19 protein-coding genes are annotated in these 17998 nt (G+C 69.9%); 15 read left to right on the top strand and 4 right to left on the bottom strand.

From position 1 onward, the window contains the following. Positions 1-190: 190 nt before the first annotated feature. The 14 genes from ACZ7RU_RS33145 to ACZ7RU_RS33210 all read left to right on the top strand — a co-directional run bounded on the left by ACZ7RU_RS33145 (position 191) and on the right by ACZ7RU_RS33210 (position 13771). Positions 191-1237 carry a DUF4192 domain-containing protein gene (locus tag ACZ7RU_RS33145; protein ID WP_470344678.1) on the top strand — a complete coding sequence of 349 codons (1047 nt, stop codon included), beginning with the start codon at positions 191-193 and terminating at the stop codon, positions 1235-1237. A 57-nt stretch (positions 1238-1294) separates the two neighbouring features. Further along, entirely contained in the window at positions 1295-2413 is a 1119-nt protein-coding gene (locus ACZ7RU_RS33150; protein ID WP_470344679.1) for a DUF4192 family protein, read from the top strand. An 82-nt stretch (positions 2414-2495) separates the two neighbouring features. After that, positions 2496-2825 carry a hypothetical protein gene (locus ACZ7RU_RS33155; RefSeq protein WP_470344680.1) on the top strand — a complete coding sequence of 110 codons (330 nt, stop codon included), beginning with the start codon at positions 2496-2498 and terminating at the stop codon, positions 2823-2825. 114 nt (positions 2826-2939) lie between these two features. After that, positions 2940-3311 (top strand): hypothetical protein, encoded by a 372-nt coding sequence (locus tag ACZ7RU_RS33160; protein ID WP_470344681.1) that lies wholly within the window; start codon positions 2940-2942, stop codon positions 3309-3311. A gap of 127 nt (positions 3312-3438) precedes the next feature. After that, positions 3439-5094 carry an IS1182 family transposase gene (locus ACZ7RU_RS33165; protein WP_470344682.1) on the top strand — a complete coding sequence of 552 codons (1656 nt, stop codon included), beginning with the start codon at positions 3439-3441 and terminating at the stop codon, positions 5092-5094. 386 nt (positions 5095-5480) lie between these two features. Further along, positions 5481-6791, top strand: coding sequence for a helix-turn-helix domain-containing protein (locus ACZ7RU_RS33170; protein WP_470344683.1), 1311 nt, complete (start codon positions 5481-5483; stop codon positions 6789-6791). 103 nt (positions 6792-6894) lie between these two features. Next, positions 6895-7074 (top strand): hypothetical protein, encoded by a 180-nt coding sequence (locus ACZ7RU_RS33175; protein WP_470344684.1) that lies wholly within the window; start codon positions 6895-6897, stop codon positions 7072-7074. A 95-nt stretch (positions 7075-7169) separates the two neighbouring features. Beyond that, positions 7170-7907, top strand: a complete 738-nt coding sequence (locus ACZ7RU_RS33180; protein WP_470344685.1) for an LbetaH domain-containing protein — start codon at positions 7170-7172, stop codon at positions 7905-7907. 2 nt (positions 7908-7909) lie between these two features. After that, positions 7910-9199 carry a UDP-N-acetylglucosamine 1-carboxyvinyltransferase gene (locus ACZ7RU_RS33185; RefSeq protein ID WP_470344686.1) on the top strand — a complete coding sequence of 430 codons (1290 nt, stop codon included), beginning with the start codon at positions 7910-7912 and terminating at the stop codon, positions 9197-9199. A gap of 2 nt (positions 9200-9201) precedes the next feature. After that, positions 9202-10245: a serine hydrolase domain-containing protein gene (locus tag ACZ7RU_RS33190; protein ID WP_470344687.1), complete on the top strand. Its 1044-nt coding sequence runs from the start codon at positions 9202-9204 to the stop codon at positions 10243-10245. 9 nt (positions 10246-10254) lie between these two features. Beyond that, positions 10255-11292, top strand: coding sequence for a UDP-N-acetylmuramate dehydrogenase (locus ACZ7RU_RS33195; protein WP_470344688.1), 1038 nt, complete (start codon positions 10255-10257; stop codon positions 11290-11292). A gap of 169 nt (positions 11293-11461) precedes the next feature. Further along, positions 11462-12031: a hypothetical protein gene (locus tag ACZ7RU_RS33200; protein ID WP_470344689.1), complete on the top strand. Its 570-nt coding sequence runs from the start codon at positions 11462-11464 to the stop codon at positions 12029-12031. Between the two features lie 55 nt (positions 12032-12086). Continuing rightward, entirely contained in the window at positions 12087-12860 is a 774-nt protein-coding gene (locus ACZ7RU_RS33205; protein WP_470344690.1) for a hypothetical protein, read from the top strand. A 93-nt stretch (positions 12861-12953) separates the two neighbouring features. After that, positions 12954-13771, top strand: a protein-coding gene (locus ACZ7RU_RS33210) for an IS5 family transposase (protein ID WP_470344691.1) whose coding sequence is annotated in 2 segments (ribosomal slippage) — positions 12954-13302 and positions 13302-13771 — 819 coding nt in all. Because the reading frame shifts where the segments join, the coding sequence is not laid out codon by codon here. A gap of 422 nt (positions 13772-14193) precedes the next feature. Here ACZ7RU_RS33210 and ACZ7RU_RS33215 read toward each other — a convergent pair. Further along, entirely contained in the window at positions 14194-15225 is a 1032-nt protein-coding gene (locus tag ACZ7RU_RS33215) for a ribosome-inactivating family protein (protein WP_470344692.1), read from the bottom strand. Between the two features lie 104 nt (positions 15226-15329). On the opposite strand from ACZ7RU_RS33215, the gene ACZ7RU_RS33220 reads away from it, so the two are divergent. Further along, positions 15330-15614: a hypothetical protein gene (locus ACZ7RU_RS33220; protein WP_470344693.1), complete on the top strand. Its 285-nt coding sequence runs from the start codon at positions 15330-15332 to the stop codon at positions 15612-15614. Positions 15615-15643: 29 nt separating this feature from the next. Here ACZ7RU_RS33220 and ACZ7RU_RS33225 read toward each other — a convergent pair whose 3' ends face one another. From ACZ7RU_RS33225 to ACZ7RU_RS33235, 3 genes are all read right to left on the bottom strand, one after another. Next, a complete protein-coding gene (locus ACZ7RU_RS33225; RefSeq protein WP_470344694.1) occupies positions 15644-15883 on the bottom strand; it encodes a hypothetical protein in 240 nt (79 codons plus the stop codon). Positions 15884-16502: 619 nt separating this feature from the next. Next, positions 16503-16859: a tyrosine-type recombinase/integrase gene (locus ACZ7RU_RS33230; RefSeq protein WP_470344705.1), complete on the bottom strand. Its 357-nt coding sequence runs from the start codon at positions 16857-16859 to the stop codon at positions 16503-16505. After that, the gene (locus ACZ7RU_RS33235; RefSeq protein ID WP_470344695.1) at positions 16751-17734 is read right to left on the bottom strand and encodes a tyrosine-type recombinase/integrase; all 984 of its coding nucleotides are present in this window, start codon (positions 17732-17734) and stop codon (positions 16751-16753) included. The genes ACZ7RU_RS33230 and ACZ7RU_RS33235 overlap by 109 nt, the downstream gene beginning before the upstream one ends. Positions 17735-17998: the final 264 nt, after the last annotated feature.

Raw genomic sequence — 17998 nt, forward strand, 5'->3', positions numbered from 1 at the left:
TCGTGGTGTTGCCCGGGCGGCCGCCGCTGGCGCGGCCGCCCGGTCGTCCCCGCCAGGGCCGAGATCTTGAGCAGTTGGGGTGTGCCCAACGAGCCCGCCTTGCAAATAGACTTCAGTCAAGAAAGGGGACGTAAGTCCTCTTAAGTTGCCGGTCCGGACCGCGAATCCGGACCACCCCTGATGGGAACCCATGACCGACAACCCGCTCCTGCTGAACGGCTCCGAGGCCCTGGTTCACCAGCTGCCGTTCCTCTTCGACTACCACCCCGAGAACAGTGTCGTTCTCATCGGCATCACCCCCGCCGGTGAACTGCTCGGGTCCGTCCGAACCGACCTGCCCGCCGACCCTGCTCTCTGGCCGGATGTGGCCGAAGAACTGATCACCTACCAGCGCGGCGATGCCGCGAGGTTCAGGTTCCCCACCCACCAGATCGTCGCCTACATCTGCCCCGATCCCGACGACCCCGACTACGGGCCGCAGTCCCGCCTCACCCACCAGCCGCTCGCCGACAGCATTCGCGACGCCTGCCGTCGCCAGGATCTGGTTCTTCGCGAAGCCCTCTACGTGACCCGGGCCCGCTACTGGTCGATGCTGAGGCCCGGCCCCGCCGACGGTCACGCCCTCCCCGAGCCGCCCGCAGGACTCGACCCGGCGGGCCTGCCCCGCAGCAGCGATGTTCTGAAGTCCCTCGCCCCCGCCACCGGCGCACGCGCCGCCGCCATGACCGCGACCCTCGACGCCGTCCTGCGCACCATGCACGCCGACATCCTTTCCGGCGGACACCAGAGCGTCGTGGACGACGCGATCGACCTGATGACGACCACCATCGCCGAACTCGTCACCGGCGCCCGCCAGGCCGAGGACACCCCTGACGACCTCACGGCCCGGCTCCTGCTCGCCCTCCAGTACGAGGACGTGCGCAACATCGGGCTCCTGCACTGCGAGGACCACGAGCTGACGGCCGCGAACGAGCTGTGGCTTGCCCTCGCCCGCCACTGTCCCGCCGCGTACGCAGACCAGGCCGCCGTGCCGCTGGCCCTCCACGCGTTCACGGCGTGGGCGCTCGGCGACGAGGCTAGGTCCCGCCTCGCCCTCCAGGCCGCCGACAGGTGCATCCCGGACCAGGAGCTGACCAACTTCCTCCTCCACATGCTCAACAGCGGCGCGAGCTTCACCTACCTGCGCGAGCACCTGCGCAAGCACCGCGTTGCCCGGAGCTGCCGCACCACGGGCTGAGCGACCCGTCCTGGCAGGGGCCGTACGCCGAGCGGCCCCTGCCCACCCCTACCGACCATGAGCGGAGAGATCCTCTTGGACATCAACATGGTGCCCACCTTCGACGTCCTCAGCCCCGCCCAGGCCGTCGAAGCACTGCCCTACCTCCTGAGCTACCAGCCCGACGGCCCCGACGGCATGGTGTTCATCCTCGCCCACGACACCTTGCGCAACCGCCCGCTCTTCTGCCAGAAGTTCGACCTGCCCGGCGACAAGGACAACCCGAACGAGGCCGCGCACCACATGATGCACAACACGCTGCACCGCATGGAGGAGTTCGCGACCGGCCCGACCAACGTCCTGCTGTACCTGTGCGCGAGCCGGCAGGACGCGAGGGATGGCCACGCCGCGATGACCCGGCACCGGGCGCTGGCGGACGCGCTCCTGCTGTCCGCCGAGGCCCATGGCATCGACACCCTCGCTGCCATGTTCGTCACCCCCACCCACTGGTGGGCATACCACCACGCCAACCCCAACTACCAGCATGAGGGCATGCCCGTGGACGGCCCGGACAACCCGGGCGTGGTCACCATGAACGCCCGCGCCGTCGGCATCCCTACACCGCCCAGCGAAGCCGAGATTGTCGCCGTCTTCGAACCCATCACGGGAAAGGAAGTGGAAGTCCAGCGCGCCGCGATCCAGCGCGCCGTCGCCGATCGGGCCGCCCGGGTGCAGGCCAGCAGCTTCGGCGCCGAGACCGAACGGCTCACGGTGATCCTCGACAGGCTGCTGCTCGGCGGGGGAGACGGCATCCCCCTGGAGAGCCTCACCCCGGGCCAGACGGCCGAGCTGATCGTCGGACTGCGGCACCGGCCCCTGCGGGACATCGCGATCGGATACATCGAACCGGACGAACTCCCGCGCGCCCGCGAGCTGTGGGCGCTGCTGGCCCGCCGGTGTGCCAGCGCCACCACAACGTTCGTCGCCGCACCCCTGGCCCTGGCCGCGTTCACCGCCGCCGTCGCGGGAGAGGTCCCGGCCGCTCTCATCGCCCTTCAACGGGCACAGACCGCCGACCCGCGCTACCTTCTGGTCCGGCTCCTGATGGAGACGATCGCGATGACGGGCTCGGTGGACGCACTCGTCGACGGGATCCGGCAGGAACGCGCCGAGCGCCGTCGCGGCCGCGACAGTTGACCGCCCGGCCGGGGTGGGCGCCGCGCGCCCACCCCGACCCCGACCCGCACATAGCGCTTCAGGCCAACAGCAGGGGGACACCGTGAACCAGAACCGACCGCAACGCCAGCTCGATGACGACCCGACGCCCGCTGTCGCCGACCCCGCCACCGGGGAGGTGCGGGTCCTCGCCCGACTGTGCGACACCTGCATCTACCGGCCGGGCAACCTGATGCACCTCGCGCCCGGCCGCGTACGGCAACTCGCTGCCGAGGCCCTCGCCGCCGACGGACACATCGTCTGCCACTCGACCCTGCCCTCCCTCGCCCCGTCCGTGACCGAGGGCGCGATCTGCCGCGGCTTCGCCAACGCCCACGGCAACGCCATCTTGACGCTGTTGGCGAATCCAGCGGGGAAGATCGCGCGGGCGTGAGCTTGTCCTACGTCCGGCCTCGAACAGTCGGGCCGGATGGCCGCCGGTTACCAAGAACTGCTGTTCCGTCGGCCAGCCCAACGCGGTGGACGGCTCTTCCGGCATCATCAGTACATGGAACGAGTTGTCGATCTTGATACGGCCGTCCTTGAGGTTGAACGGCGGAGGGATCGTTGGGAGGATGCCGGGCTCACAGTGGAACCGGTTACGTGGCGCGATGAGGCACAGGAATGGCCACAGCAGCTGGAGCTGGACCGGACCGTAGTCGTGGATCCCGACTCCTTCGGAGTCGTCCTGACCGGCCTGGGCGGCGAACTGTCCGTGGTGCTGTTCCGAGGCGGCTGGGCCGACGTGGATTACTTCGCCGGGATCGACGATTCAGGCGCCCTGCCCACGCCCGCCATCGGCTCAGCAGCGGCCTTCGGCGACCAGCTGGACTTCTACGTGGCCAGGGTCTTCGGATCTCTCGCTGGTGCGGCTGGGTGAGCATCTGATGGTGTGACGGTGAAGCGAACGGCTGCCGGTCCTCCTCCCCGTGGTCCGTGGCAGGATCGCGGTTCTTGATCTCCGAGGGTTTCTCGGAGCGGGGTGGGGATGTCTGGGGAGGATGTCGATGTCACTGCGGACGCGCGCGTCGCAGGGGGTCCCGGAAGAGACCGCGCGGGTGGCGCGCGCGGCGTTTCCGAAGGGCAGCATGCCGATCCGGATCCGGGAAGCGTTGGGGCCGCTCTTTGCTGACGAGGGCTTCGCCGCGTTGTTCCCGAGGCGAGGGCGCCCAGCTCTGTCGCCTGCTGTGCTGGCGCTGGCCTGCGTCTTCCAGTTCGCTGAAGGACTGTCGGACCGCGAAGCCGCCCAGGCGGTGCGCGCGCGGATCGACTGGAAGTTCGGGCTGGGGCTGGAGCTGACCGATCCCGGCTTCGACCACTCGGTCCTCAGCGAGTTCCGTGACCGGCTGATCGCCGGCGGCGCCGAGAACCAGATCCTGGACACCCTGCTTGAGGCCGCGGCCAAGGCCAGCCTGCTGCGCGCACGCGGCCGACAGCGCACCGACTCCACGCACATCCTGTCGGCCGCGCGGGACCTGAACCGGCTGGAGCTGGCTGGCGAGACCCTGCGCGCGGCCCTGAACGCCCTGGCCGCGGCTGCACCAGACTGGCTCGCGAAGCACGCGGACGAGGAGCTCTTCGAGCGCTACCGGCGCCGCATCGAGGACTACTGGTTGCTCCGGACGACCAAGGACCGCATCGCCCTCGGGCACCAGACCGGCCTGGACGGCATGCGCCTGCTGGAGTCCGTGTTCTCCGCCGACGCCGAGCCGTGGCTGCGCATGGTGCCCGCCGTCGAGGTACTGCGCCGGGTCTGGATCCAGGAGTTCCAGGTCGAGGAGGGCGAGGTGCGCTGGCGCGCGCCGGGCAATCTGCCCCCGGGCGCGAAGCGGCTGGCCACCCCGTACGACGTCGAGGCCCGCAGCGCGTCCAAGCGGGAGACGGAGTGGCAGGGCTGGAAGGTGCACCTGACCGAGACCTGCGATCCGGACCGGCCCAACCTGATCACCCACGTGCTGACCACGGACGCCACCGTCCCCGACGTCCACGCCACCGCGAAGGTCCACCAGGACCTGGCCGCCAAGGAGCGCCTGCCCGGCGAGCACTTCGTCGACTCCGGCTACACCGGGGCCCAGAACCTGTTCGCCGCCAAGCGCGACCACGAGGTCGACCTGGTCGGGCCAGTCCAGAAGACCGCGGCCTGGCAGGGCAAAGATGGTGGCGGCTTCGCCCAGGAGGACTTCGCCATCGACTGGGACAACAAGCAGGTCACCTGTCCCGTGGGGAAGACTAGCCGGAGCTGGAACGAGTCGTCCCCGACGCCCACCGGCGTCCCGACGGTCCGCGTCTGGTTCTCCATCACCGACTGCGAACCCTGCCCGTCACGCTCCCAGTGCACCCGCGGCACCGGCCGGATCGGACGGCGCATGACCTTCCACCACCGCGGCGAACTCGAGGCCTTGCGCAAGGCCCGAGCCGACCAGCAGACCGACGAATGGCGCCAGCGCTACCACGCGCGCGCCGGCATCGAAGGGACGATCGCCCAGGCGGTCCACGGGCGGGACATGCGCCGCGCGCGCTACCACGGCCTTGCCAAGACGCACCTGCAGCACCAGCTGACCGCTGCCGCGATCAACCTCGCGCGCGTCGACGCCTGGCTGGCCGAGATCCCGCGCGCGAAGACGCGCGCCTCGCACCTGCGGCGGCTCGAGCTGGTCGCCTGACGCGCGCCGCGACAGAAGCCAGCGCGCGCGGTCCCCACCGGTGGATTCGCCAACAGCGTCAACGCCATCTTCGCGCTGCGCGTGGGCGCCGCCTTCGGCCGCATCGTTGAGGTGCCACCGCCGGCCAAGCGAGCGTGAGCTGAGTAGCAACTTCCTTCAAGCCAGGTGCTTTTGGTGTCTGGGCCGCAGGGCTGTTCAGCGGCAATGAGGCGGTCGGCGGGGCAGGCCAAGGTCGCCGCCCGGGAGCTACTCGAAAGCCCGCGTGCACCGGCGGCCGCCCCAGAGGGTGCTCCGGGAGTCCGATCTCCCAAGAGCGAGTACAGGCAGCGCATTACTCGATACCGTGGCGTTCCGTAGCGGAACGGATACTGAATCCGGGGGCCAGTGTGAAGGCCAGCATCACGTTCGGGAAGTTCATCGCGCTGCGCCGTACGGCGAAGGGTTGGACACAACTGCGCCTGGCCCACGAGCTCAATCGCAGCGAGGACTGGATGTCCCAAGTCGAACGGGACTTGCAGCAGGTGAAGGACCTGACCCTGCTGCGGCGCCTCGCCGAGGTGCTGGACGCCGACCTCGGCGAGCTGATGGCCGCCCCGCAGCCTGCCGCCGATCGGCCGAGATCGCGCGCCCGGAAGTCCGCCTCGGCTACGCTGACGAACACCCGCACTGTCAAGGAGGACGATGTGCGACGCCGCCCGTTCCTGACCATGGCGGCTGCCGCCCTCGTCGCCCCCGCCGCAGCCCCCCAGGCCGCCCGCGCCGAGGAAGGTGGCCCACTGGCTGGGCTGGAGGACCTGCTCCTCTACGGGACGGACCGGGTGCCGGCGGCGCGCAGTGAGCCGACCCGACAGTCGGTGACCGCATCGGTGGAGACGTCGCGTCAGGAGTTCCGATCGGCCCAGTACACGGCGCTCGCCCGGGCCCTGCCCGGCCGCATCGCCGCCGCCGAGGTCGTCGGAACCGCGGAGGAGCGCGCCCGCAACGTCGCCCAGCTGTACAACCTCGCCACCAGGTTGTGCATCAAGATCGGTACCAACAACCACGTCGCTGTCACCGCCGACCGAGCGCTGATCGCTGCCCGCCTGTCCGGCGACCCGCTGGTCATCGCCGAGGCGCAGCGCATGGTCTCCAGCTCCTGGCGCCGCCAGGGGAGCCTGGCCCGCGCGACCGACATCGTGGTGGTCGCCGCTGAAGACCTGCTCAGCGCGTCCCTGCCGCAGGCTGCACGCCTGGCCACGCGGGCCGAGCTGTACGCCACCGCCGCGTACACCGCGGCGAAGCTGGGCGACCGCGCCTACGCGCAGGCTCTGATCCAGGAGGCCGCCGACAGCGCGGCCGCAGCCAGCCGCGCATCCGGGCAGACGGACGGCGTGCGGGGTGTCGCCCTGCACGAGGTGTCCGTGCACTACGAGCTCGGCGACGCCGGCCGCGCGATCGAACTGGCCCGCACGATCAACCCGGCCGAGTTGCCGACCGCCGAGCGGCAGGCCAGGTTCTGGACGGACGTCGCCCGCGCCTTTGCCCAGTGGGGCAAGCCAGGGCCGTGCTACCAGGCCTTGCTCGCTGCCGAGGAGGCGGCCCCGCAGGAGGTCCGCCGCGGTGCCGTGCGCGACCTTGCCACCGACCTGCTGCGGCACGACCGCAAGCTCCCGGGGGTGCGCGATCTGGCGGTGCGCGCGGGCGTCCGACTCGTCTGACCGTAGCCGTACTACGGCCCGTAGCCCGACTACGGATCCGGCCTTTCACCCGGCGGTTCACTGGGGAACGTCCACCCCTCCCCCCGCTGCCGGAGGCCTTCCCATGCCAACGCCCAGCACCTCCCCGCCGCCCGCCAGTCGGCGGCACGCCGCCGCCCCGGACCGCGACCGGCTCGGCGCCTTCCTCACCGCCTCCTGGGCTGCCCTGCACCTGCCCGTGCTCGCCCTGCTCGGCCTGGCGGTCCACAACCACCCCGCCGAGGCCAGCCCCGGCTGGCGGTGACCGTGCCCGACCTGCATGCCTTCTGAGGCCCCGGGGGCCGTCGTGACGGCCCCACCCCCTGTCTTCCACTCGCTCGCCCGAGAGGAGATCCAGCCATGCACCGGCTGACCGACGCGCCCGCCCTGCACTCCGAGCTGGAGCACATCGACTACCGCACCACCCCCGAGTACTACGTCGACACCGAACACGTCACCGACCCGGTCGTGCTGGAGCTGCTGAACTGCTGCCCGACCGTCTTCGGTATTAAGAAGGCCATCACCGACCTGCTGGCCGGCAACCTGGACATCCCGCTGCCGGAGGCGACCGGGACCATCGAGCCCGGCGCCACCGTTCGGGGCCACGTGATCGTGGCGCCCGGGGCCGTCATCTCCGAAGGCGCGTTCGTAACCGGCCCGGTCCTGATTTGCCCCGGTGCCCGGGTCGAGGCCGGCGCCCGGGTGCGCGACAACACCGTCGTCGGCCCCGGCTGCCGCATCGGCTTCGGCGCCGAGGTCACCCGCTCCCTGCTGACCGGTGGCGTCTTCATGAAGCACACCAGCTTCGTCGGGGACTCCGTGCTCGGCCTCGGCGTCAACATAGGCGCGTTCGTGTCCACCACCGGCCGGGTCACCTCCGGACCGGTCACCGAACCGGCCACCGAAGAGGTCTGCGCCCACCTCGACGGCCGCCGCGTCGCCACCGGCCAGACCAAGTTCGGCGCGGTGATCGGCGACGGCGTGATCGTCCCCGCAGGCACCGTCCTCCAGCCCGCCACCCTCATCGGCGCGCACACCCTGCTCTACCCGAAGGCCCAGGTCGGGGGGTTCTTCCCGGCCGGAAGCCAGGGACGGTGACCATGACCACCGCGATGACCGACAAGCATGCCGTACGCATCACCGGAGGCCGCCGCCTGGCCGGCACCGTCCCCGTGCAGGGCAGCAAGAACATCGCCCTGCACCTGTACGCCGCCGCGATCCTCGTCGACGAACCGCTGACCCTCCTCGGCGCCCCCGCGATCCTCGACACCGGCGTGGTCGCCGAGATCCTGCACCGCACCGGAATCCCTGCCACCGCCCACGACGACTTCCACACTCGCCCGGCCGACTCCTACGTCCCCGCCATCCCGGACGACCTCGGCCGCCGCATCCGCACCACCGCTGTGATGGGCGGCGCCCTGCTGGCCCGCGCCGGCAAGGTCACCTTCCCCACCCCCGGCGGGGACGCCTTCTGCGCCCGCCACATCGACCGGCACCTGGCCGCGATGGAGGCCGCCGGGGCCGAAGTCGAAGTGAGCCGGGGCCGGGTGCGGGCCCGGTTCACCGGCAAGCGGCTGCCGTTCGTCACCGACGCCGAAACCCGCTCGTGGGGACCGAGCCTGGGCGCGACGGTCACCGCGATGCTGCTGGCCGCCCGAACCCCGGGCACCTCCACGATCCTCAACCCCAGCATCGAGCCCGAGGTCACCCACACCGCTGCCCTGCTCTCGCAGGCCGGCGTCGGCATCGAGTGGCGGGGCAGGAAGGCCCTGAACGTCACCGGCACCGACCGCATCCGGGGCGGGGTGTTCACCGTACCGCCGGACCGACTGGAGGCCGCCACCCTCGCGCTGGCCGCCGCCGTCACCGGCGGCACCGTCCACCTGGACGGCTTCCCGCCGGCCGCGTTCCCGGACGGGCTGGTGTCGGTGTTCGCCGACGCCGGAATCCAGCTCGACCCGCTGGACGGCGGAACGGCCGTCAGCACCCCGGCCGGGCCGAGGCCGGTGCAGATGGCCACCGGCCCGCACCCCGGCTTTCCCACCGACGTGCAGCCGCAGCTGACCGCCTTCCTCACCCAGGCCGAGGGCACCTCCCGCACCGACGAGCGGATCTACACCCAGCGCGACACTCACCTGCCGGCCCTGGCCGCGTTCGGCGCCGCCGTCAACGCGACCGGCTCGGTGATCACCGTCCGGGGCCGGTCCGCCCTCACCGGCGCCGACGTGGCCGGGGAGGACATCCGGGCGGTAACCGCGCTCGTCATCGCCGCCCTGGCCGCCGAGGGCACCTCTACGATCCGAGGGATGTATCACCTGCGGCGCGGATACGGCAGCCTGCTGCCGAAGTTGGCCGCGCTCGGTGCCGACCTGACGACCACCCAGGAGTAGCCGTGACCGCCACCGTGCCGTGGAACCCGAACGCGCTCGCCGACCTGCGCGAGTGCCTGGACCTGATGACCGCTGACGGCACCGTGCCCGGCGGCGTCATCGCCCACGGCATGGTCGGCGGTGCGCCCGGCTTCCTGGCCTCCGGCGTCGTCGCCCGCGAGTGCGGCGACGCCCGGCCGGGGCCGGACACGGTGTACGACGTGGCCTCGCTGACCAAGGTGCTGGCCACCTGGCCGCTGGTCGGCACCTCCCTCATGGACGGCTTCACGCTGGACACCCCGGTGCGCGAACTGCTGGCGGGCATCCCGGCGGAGGCGCCTGGCGGCCGGGTGACGGTTCGGCAGGTCCTGGCCCACACCTCCGGCCTGCGGGCCGACACCCGCCTCGACCGGTACCGGGGCCGCACCGAGCCGCTGGCCGAGCTGATCTGCGGCGAGGAGCTGATCGCCGAACCCGGGGCCGGGCACCGCTACATCAACCGCGGCTTCATCCTCCTCGGCCTGGCTCTGGCCCACTACCGCTGCCAGCGCCTGGACGAGCTGGCGGCCGAGCTCTGGCAGGACCTCGGCATGACCGACACGACGTACGGGCCGGTGCCCCGCTCGGCCCAGGTCGCCCCGACCGAGCAGCGGTTGACCGGCGGTCCCCGGCTGTGGGGGATGCCGCACGACGACAACGCCGCGCTGCTCGGTGGGGTCGCCGGCCACGCCGGGGTGTTCACCACCCCGGCCGACCTCGCTGCCTTCGCCACCCACCTGCTGTCCTCGCACGCCACCGACGGGCCCCTGGGCCGCTGGCTCGCCCACAGCATGCAGCCGCAGGCCCAGATCGAGCCCGGCCTCGACCGCGGCCTGGCCTGGATCCTCGCCGACGACGGCCGGGTGGCCTACCACCACGGCTTCACCGGCACCAGCCTCTATCTCGCCCCCACCACCGGCCGCTACCTGGCCATCTGCATCAACGCCGTCTACCACCACCAGGACAACCGCACCCGTCTCGCCCCGCTGCGGGCCCTCGCCCTCAAGGCGATTACCGACGAACCCTAGGAGGGCGCTGTGCCCCATCCCACGCTCGCGGCCCTGACCACCCTGCGGCTCGGAGGCCCGGCCAGGGACGTCCTGCACGTCGCCGACCCCGACGACTGGTTCGAACTGGTCCGTACGATCGGCGACCGGCAGGAAGAGACACCCCTGACCCTCGGCCACGGCAGCAACGTCATCGCCTCCGATGCCGGGCACGAGGGCACCGTGGCCGTGATGAATACCCGGGGCATCGCCGTGAAGCGGGTGGACGACGACACGGTGGCCGCGACCGTCCAAGCGGGCCACCCGCTCGCCGACCTCGTCGAGTGGGCCGCCGCAGAGCAGCTGGCCGGGGTCGAGTGCCTGGCCGGTATACCTGGCACTGTCGGCGCCGCCCCCGTCCAGAACGCCGGAGCGTACGGCCAGCAGATCGCCGACACCCTCGACCACCTCACCGCCTGGGACTGGGGCATGGGCCGACTGCGGACCCTGCCCGCCCAAGCATGCCGCCTCCGCCACCGCGACAGCCGCTTCAAGAACGCCCCCAGCCAGTGGACCATCCTCACCACGACGTTCCACCTCACCCGCTCACCGGCCGCCCCCATCACGTACCAGCCGCTCGCCGACGAACTCGGCGTCCACGTCGGCGCCCGCCCGCCCGTCGCCGAGGTGACCGCCGCAGTCCTCACCAACCGCCACCGCCGCGGGCTCCTCCTCGACGCCCACGGCCCCGACGCCCGCCAAGCCGGATCGGTCTTCCTCAACCCGCCCGTCACCGCCGCCCAGGCCGTCCGCTGGTCGGCGGCCGGGTGCCCGGTCCACACCGACAGCGACGGGCAGCTGCGGGCCAGCGCCGGCTGGCTACTCGAACTCATCGGCTGCCACCCCGGCCACCGGATCGCCGACGGAATCCACTGCTCGGACCAGCGCACCCTGACCATCACCGCCCGCGGCGAGACCACAGCCGCTGCCTTCGCCCACACCCTCTCCGACCTGGCCGCACGCGTCGACGCCGCCACCGGGATCCGCCTGCGTCTCGAACCCGTCCGCGTCGGCCAGTGGCCCGACTGAACCGGACCACGGCGAATCGGGCCCAGTGCGGCGACCCAACAAGCCTGCTCGGTACTGGAGTTGGTGTGCCCATCAGGTAGGCAATTGGAGAGGTTGGGGGTGGTGGGATGCGGAGCACCCCACCACCCCCAACCCGTCGCAGGGCCGCCCTGCTCGACCGAAGGCCGCCATGACCACACCGCCACCCCCGAAACCCGCCACCCCCGAAGCCCTCACCGCCGCCCGAGACCGCCACCGCAAAGCCGCCGCCGACACCAAACTCGGCGCCACCGCCCGCCGCTACCACCAGCACGCCGCCTGCGGCTTCGACTGGGCACTCCAAACCCTCGGAACCCGGATGGCCAACCACCACCTCGGCTACGCCTACGCCTACGCCGAGCAGGCCGCCCACCACGCCCCCGCCACGACCCGCTGGACCCTCGTCCTGCCCGGCCCTTTCTGCAACTGGCTGACCGAGAACGAACTGCTACCCCACGACTTCACCGGCGATGAACCCACAGACCGGCTGTTGCTCGCCTACCGCGCCGGCACCTCGCACCGCATCGACTCCTCCAGCTGGAACCTGACGATCCCGGCCCACGACCCCATGGCGATGCACGAGATCACCCGCCTCGCCGAACGCTTCGTCCAGCCCAACTCGGACGACAACCCCCGCACACCTACGCAGATCCGCGCCGCAATCGCACTCACCGAACGGATAGAAACCCTCGCCAACCGCATGCTGCACGCGACCAACTGACCCCGGCCGGGCCGCGCACCGGCCCGGCCCCGCCACAACCTCACCCAGGACCACCATGCCGAACCACCGACCGATCCTCGCGCCAACCGGGCCCGCCCCCTACCGGCGCGCAGACCCGACCCGCGCCTTCCAGGACGCGCAGCTCCGCGAGGCCGAAGCCGAGGCAGCTCTCGCCGCCACCGCCCTCGAACTCCTCGCCGCCCACGTCCGCACCCGTGCCCCCGAGACCGCCGCCATCGAGCTCAGGACCACCCTCGCCTGCGACCGCATTCACGCCCTGTGGGCGAACCCCCGCGACCACTGGAACCCGACCCGACTGCTGCTCTGGCGCCGCGCCCCCGCGCTGTCCTCCGAACCGACCTGGCTGAAGAAGGCGGAACGCCTGGTGCCCACCGTGCTTCTCGGGGCGCACCTTCCCCTGATCGAGCTGGCTGGCCACCACCGCCTGCTCAGCCTGCCAGCCCCGGACGTGGCCGCCGCCCTCGCCTCCCGCATCCGCCGAGCCTTCCCGCAGGCGACCGCGCTCCTGCTCAGCCTCGACACACGGCCGCGCGTCATCACCGTCCAGGTGACGAACATCGTCGGCCCCGACGGCACCTCCCTGCACGCCACCCCCAATGACCACGTCTGGGCGGCTCAGCCCGCCCAGACGTGGTGGCGGCTCAACAAGGGACCCGTCGTCCGAGCGGTCCGCCACCTGTGGGCCCACCCCGGCCACCGGGCCCGCCACTTCCAGGAGCAGGGCCACCACTCCCTGATGTGGAACCAGGGCCTTCAGGCGCTCGTTCTACCCCCCACTCTGGCCCTGGCCGGGCCCACGGACTCCTGACACCCTGGCGGGCCCGTAGAAGCCCCCTACAGGCCCGCCAAGGCGGAGAAACTTAGACCGTGTCCTACGTGGTGATGGTTCGTTGGTTGTGGCATGGGGCGGGGTACGTGGAGTTGGATTGTTTCGGATGGGTTGTGGGAGATCGCGAAGCCGCTGATTCCGCCTGACCGGGTGCGGCCGCAGGGTGGTGGGACGCAGAACACGCCTGATGAGACGCTGTTCGCGGCGATCGTCTACGTGCTGGTCAGCGGGTGCGCATGGCGTGCGCTGCCGCCCTGTTTCGGGGTCTCCAAGTCCACCGTCCACCGCCGGTTCCTGATCTGGTCGCGGGCCGGGGTGTGGGGTCGGCTGCACGACGAGGTCCTGCACCGCCTCGACGACGCCGGCCTGCTGGACGTCTCCCGTGTGGTCCTCGACTCCGCCCACGTACGGGCCAAAAAAGGGGCGAACTCACAGGTCCGAGCCCCGTGGACCGGGGCAAGCCGGGTTCCAAGATGCACATCCTGTCGGACGCTGGCGGACTGCCCCTGGTCGTCGACGTCACCGCGGCCAACACCCACGACAGCAAAGCCCTGAAGCCCGTCGTGGAGGCCCACCTTGCGCGACGGGCCCAGAACCCGGACCGCTGGCGCAAGCCCGGACGCCTCCACGCAGACAAGGCCTTCGACGTGCCCCACCTGCGGAAATGGCTGCGCGGCAAGCGCATCGGCGTCCGCATCGCCCGTAAAGGCATCGAGTCCAGCGAGCGTCTCGGGCGCCGAAGGTGGGTCATCGAGCGGACGATGTCGTGGCTGACCGGCTACCGCCGACTCAGCCCCCGCTACGAACGCGATCCCGGCAACTACCTGGCATTTCTCCGCCTCGCGGCCGTCCTGTGCTGCTACAAACGTCTCGTCCGCCTCACCACGTAGGACACGGTCTAAATTTGACTCCGGCCGCAGTTCCATGAAATCCCAGGTCAGCGGCATGCAAGCAGGATTGTTTCCCTGCGGGAGAACCTGTAGGTGGTCCTCAATTCGATCGAAGATGTGCTATTCCCCGGAATCGGGGTTGAACTGGAGCGGTCGGCTCGTGGCCAGTTGGCCTCCGCTGAACTGCGGGGTTTCCTATCGGCGCGGTGGCTGAGGGGCAAGGACTTCCGCATTTGGCGGCCAAATCCGAGTGTACTGGCTCCGCGCGGACTGGCCGGTGCTGCCGAAGCTGGCCTTCGCCAGGTCCCGATCGCGGACCATGTCCTGACGAGAGTGGCCGCACCGCGACGGTTGCGTCGCGGTGCGGCTGTTCATCGCGGTGCGGCTGTTCATCGCGGTGACGGGCGGGGCAGCCGTAACGGTCAGACCGAGCCCGCCGACATCAAGAATCCGATCCGGTCCAGCAACTCATGCGGATTGCGGTAGTCGGTGTTGTCGAGTCGGAAAGTGGCCAGGTTGGTCGAGTTGTTCCATCCGGCGTGGACCCAACTGGACATTTGAGTCCACGAGTTTTCCAGCTGCAGGGAAAAGGGGTCCAAGAAGTCGTTGTTGTTGGTCCTGATGTTCCTCAGAACCTGGTTGAAGATGTACTGGAACCGTGCCGCCTCCATGGTCGCCTGGATCAGGATGATGAGGCTGCCGCGGAAACCCGTCTGCTGGGTGGCCGTCATATGGGGGTTGTACCGCTGCACGGCGCGGATCGAGTTGCCAATGCTCGCAGGCCCCATGCCGAGGAGACCCCTCATGTTGCTGCCGAGTGCCATGTAGCTGGAGCCGAACCCAAGGTTGTTCACATTGGATACGCCGCGGCCGGCCGCGGTCTCCATCCACTGGAGCTGCTGCCACATGTCGCTGAAGCCGAGAACCCCGGCGACCGAGCCCGAATCCGGGCTCGGCGTCCAGAACCCCATGACGTAGCCGTCATTGGTACGGACAAAGAGTGAGGCGTAGGCGGCGTTGTTGCCTACCATTCTGATTTCGAGCAGGTGATTCTGTGTGGTCTCGGTGACCCCGAGGGTCCAGGCGCTGCCGTCGGCGTAGGGGTGGCCTATCACAGCGCGAATCTGATTGATCAGACCTGCGTACTTGTTCGCGGCGTCGATGGCGTCGCCGTTGAGGAGAGAGTCCACATTCCAGTTGATCACGGTGTAGACCTGCCTACCGGTGTCGGCCTGCGCCGGAGTGGCGCAGAGGAACGACAACAGCGAGAGCAGCAAGGCAACCGCCCGAAAACCGATTTTACGCATGGAATTCCTTTCCTGGCTGAGATCCCTTGCCCAGATCGGGGCGGCGAACGGTAGTCGGCCGATCCGGCCCGACCAGACGGCAGTCCGGCACATGACAGAACGGGTCGGGAACAGCGCACGGTTCACCACCGAGAAGCCATCTGCCAAGATCTCTTGTCCAGCCATTGCCGTGGCGACCCAACGGGCACGACTTTAGTAGCGTACGAGAGGTTCCTTCAGCGCCATACCGGCAGTTCAGCAAGGAGGCGTCCGTGCCCAACGAGCGCGAGGTCAACCACATCGTCCGCACCGCGTGGAGCGCAGAGCGGGTTGCCGACCACGGCCTGGGAGTTCTGCGTCAGACGGTGCTCGATGAACTGATCCGCGGAGCACATTGCAGCCTCAACGGCACCGGGGACGTCCGCATCACCATCGAGACCGACGAGTGGGGCACCGTGGGGCGCGGACACGCGCGGTGCAGCGACCCGCTGTGCGTCGACCTCATGACAGCGCACCGCGGCGGCCCCTCCGATGAGCCGAAGCCTCCCATGAGGTGAATGATCCCCGAACCACCGCACCGAGGACCTCAGCTCGCCGGGCAGACCAGGTCACCGGCCGGTGGAAGCACCTGCTCCTGAAGGCCGGCGTGAACCGCGCCGGGGACGAAGAGAGCGTCCTCGGAGCGGGCCGCCACCGCCTCCTCAAGTACCTGCTCGGCCTGGAGGAGCTGGGCGTACTGCCCTACGGCCGCGCTGCGGCGTACCTCGGTCTGCCCGGCGCCGATCTCGGCATGCTGCCGTCGCGGTGGGGCGACGACGTGATCCATGCCATCGGAGACCAGCTCCACGGTGGGGGTACCGCCGTGCGGTCGAGGAGAAGTAGGCGGGGGGTGCGCATGGGAGTGTTGCGTACCCAGAAGGTGGCCCGGCGGGGGGCGAGATCAGGTAGCTTGGTTCCTGGCTCGCCGAGGGGGATGAAATCCTCGCCCCTCGTGTTGGAAGATCCGAAGCCGTCGAGTTTCCGGTCCGGCATCGGCCCTGGGCACCGCCAGTGGGCGTGGTTCGTCCGCTCCGCCAGGTGGCCACCGCGGGGACGGTGCGGGGATAGAGCGGGGATGAAGCGGGGACGGAACCGCCCGATCCGAGGGCGGACCAGAGTAGACTGGTGTGGACGGCAGATGAGCCGCAACACTGTGTGACCTGCGGAAACGTGGACGAACGTGGACGCGGATGTAACTAGGGGTACTACTTCAACTCAAGAGCTGGCGGACTTTTAATCCGTAGGCCTGCCGATTTCGTTCGGGGCCCGATTTTCGGTCCGCCACCCTCTATGACCTGGCCTTTCTGCTGTCTGTGCGGGAATGGCTGGAAGGTCTGTCTGTCGTCGATGGGTCGCGCGTGGGGCGCGTGTGGGGTGTCCAAGTCGGGTGACGGACAGTCAAAGAGTCACGCTGAGCTACGTATTCCTAAGTCCGACGAGACTCTCGGGCGGGCCGTTACGCGCCGCCTGCGAGGTGTGGGCTGATATCGGATGCCCCGGGAGAGCTTTCGGGCCGCATCGATGACCACACGGGCCGTTGCCTCGGCGCTGAGATGGGCCGTCTCGGGAAGCACCGACGTGTACGTGTCGGCGGTCGTCATGATCGTAAAGTGCCCCAACTGAGCTTGGACGACCTTGAGATCGGATCCGCCGGTCAAGGCGAGACTTGCCGCACCGTGACGCAGGTCGTGGAGCCGGACTGGCGGCAGACCACTTCTGCGCACCATGTTCTGGAAGACATGGCCGATGTAGTCCGGGCGCAGCGGACGTCCGTAGGCATCGGTGAATATGAAATCGGACTCATTCCAGTCAGTTCCCGCTGCTGTAGTTGCCGGGTGACCGTGAGTGTGCGGCCCGAGGCGTCGAAGTCCGACCAGCGGAGCCCTGCGCCTTCCCCGCGGCGAAGACCGCGCAGGGCGTACAGGTGGTACAGGGCGTACAGCCGGTGGTCACTCGCGAACGCGAGGAACGTGGCGGTCTGCACGGGCGTCCACACGGCAACAGGCGGGCGCTCGCCCGTCCGCCTCCACTCCGCGACCCGGTTGTCCGTCCAGACCACCGGGTGTGGCCGAGGTGCCCGTGGCAGATCGAGATGGCGGGCAGGGTTGGTGGTCAGCAGGCCGCTGCGCACCGCGAGGTTCAGGGCGGCACGCAGTGTCGCCTGGACACGGTGCAGCGTGCCGGCGCTGACCCGTCGGCCCGTGCCCTGATGCCGACGAACGATGGTGCTGAAAGCCTGCTGGACGGTGTCGTTGGTCAGCTCGCACAGCAGCTCGCGGCCGAGCAGTGGCACGAGGTACTGCTCCAAGTGCTGTCGGTAGCCGCGGGCGGTCGATGGTCGCAGGTGCGGCTCGACGATGACGTACCAGCGCTGCAGCCATTGCCCGGTTGCGAGGAGCCCGCCCTCGCGGATGCGATCGTGGTCTTGCAGTCGCCTGAGTGCCAGTTCGGCGTCAGCCCGTGTGCGGTAGCCGCCTCGACGCAGCCGTGACCGGCAATCGTCGACGGCTGCTTGCCTTGGCATCGCGAGATACCAGGAGCCGTGGCCGCGACGATGAAGGTCCGGACACAGGCTTCCGAGTTGCCGGCCGGTCTGGAGGTCCCGGCAGCCACCGCTTGTAGATCGTTCCGGTGCCACGCATGGCGTTCTCCTTCCGGGGTGGCGGGCGGACCTACGGCCAGTCTGGACCTGTAGGGCCGCGGAATGCGCCTTGCCAGGACCTTCATGTGGGGATCGCGGCGTGGCGCGTGAAGTCAACGGGTTCGAGTGAGGGCTCGGGCGGTGAAGGCGGTGATGGAATCCCGCCCTAGGTCCTGTGTGAGGTTGTGATCAATCTTGGGGTTCTGCCCTCTTCTGAGGGCAGAACCCAGTAGGACTGTGGCCGTGACACGTAGGCAACTC

The sequence above is a fragment of the Kitasatospora sp. NPDC114501 genome (assembly GCF_055633695.1).

Coding starts and splice junctions, on each gene's coding strand:
- ACZ7RU_RS33150 (WP_470344679.1), top strand. CDS start 1,295: ATGAGCGGAGAGATCCTCTTGGACATCAACATGGTGCCCACCTTCGAC.
- ACZ7RU_RS33175 (WP_470344684.1), top strand. CDS start 6,895: ATGCCAACGCCCAGCACCTCCCCGCCGCCCGCCAGTCGGCGGCACGCC.
- ACZ7RU_RS33145 (WP_470344678.1), top strand. CDS start 191: ATGACCGACAACCCGCTCCTGCTGAACGGCTCCGAGGCCCTGGTTCAC.
- ACZ7RU_RS33185 (WP_470344686.1), top strand. CDS start 7,910: ATGACCACCGCGATGACCGACAAGCATGCCGTACGCATCACCGGAGGC.
- ACZ7RU_RS33165 (WP_470344682.1), top strand. CDS start 3,439: ATGTCACTGCGGACGCGCGCGTCGCAGGGGGTCCCGGAAGAGACCGCG.
- ACZ7RU_RS33205 (WP_470344690.1), top strand. CDS start 12,087: ATGCCGAACCACCGACCGATCCTCGCGCCAACCGGGCCCGCCCCCTAC.
- ACZ7RU_RS33225 (WP_470344694.1), bottom strand. CDS start 15,883: ATGGATCACGTCGTCGCCCCACCGCGACGGCAGCATGCCGAGATCGGC.
- ACZ7RU_RS33160 (WP_470344681.1), top strand. CDS start 2,940: ATGGAACGAGTTGTCGATCTTGATACGGCCGTCCTTGAGGTTGAACGG.
- ACZ7RU_RS33200 (WP_470344689.1), top strand. CDS start 11,462: ATGACCACACCGCCACCCCCGAAACCCGCCACCCCCGAAGCCCTCACC.
- ACZ7RU_RS33180 (WP_470344685.1), top strand. CDS start 7,170: ATGCACCGGCTGACCGACGCGCCCGCCCTGCACTCCGAGCTGGAGCAC.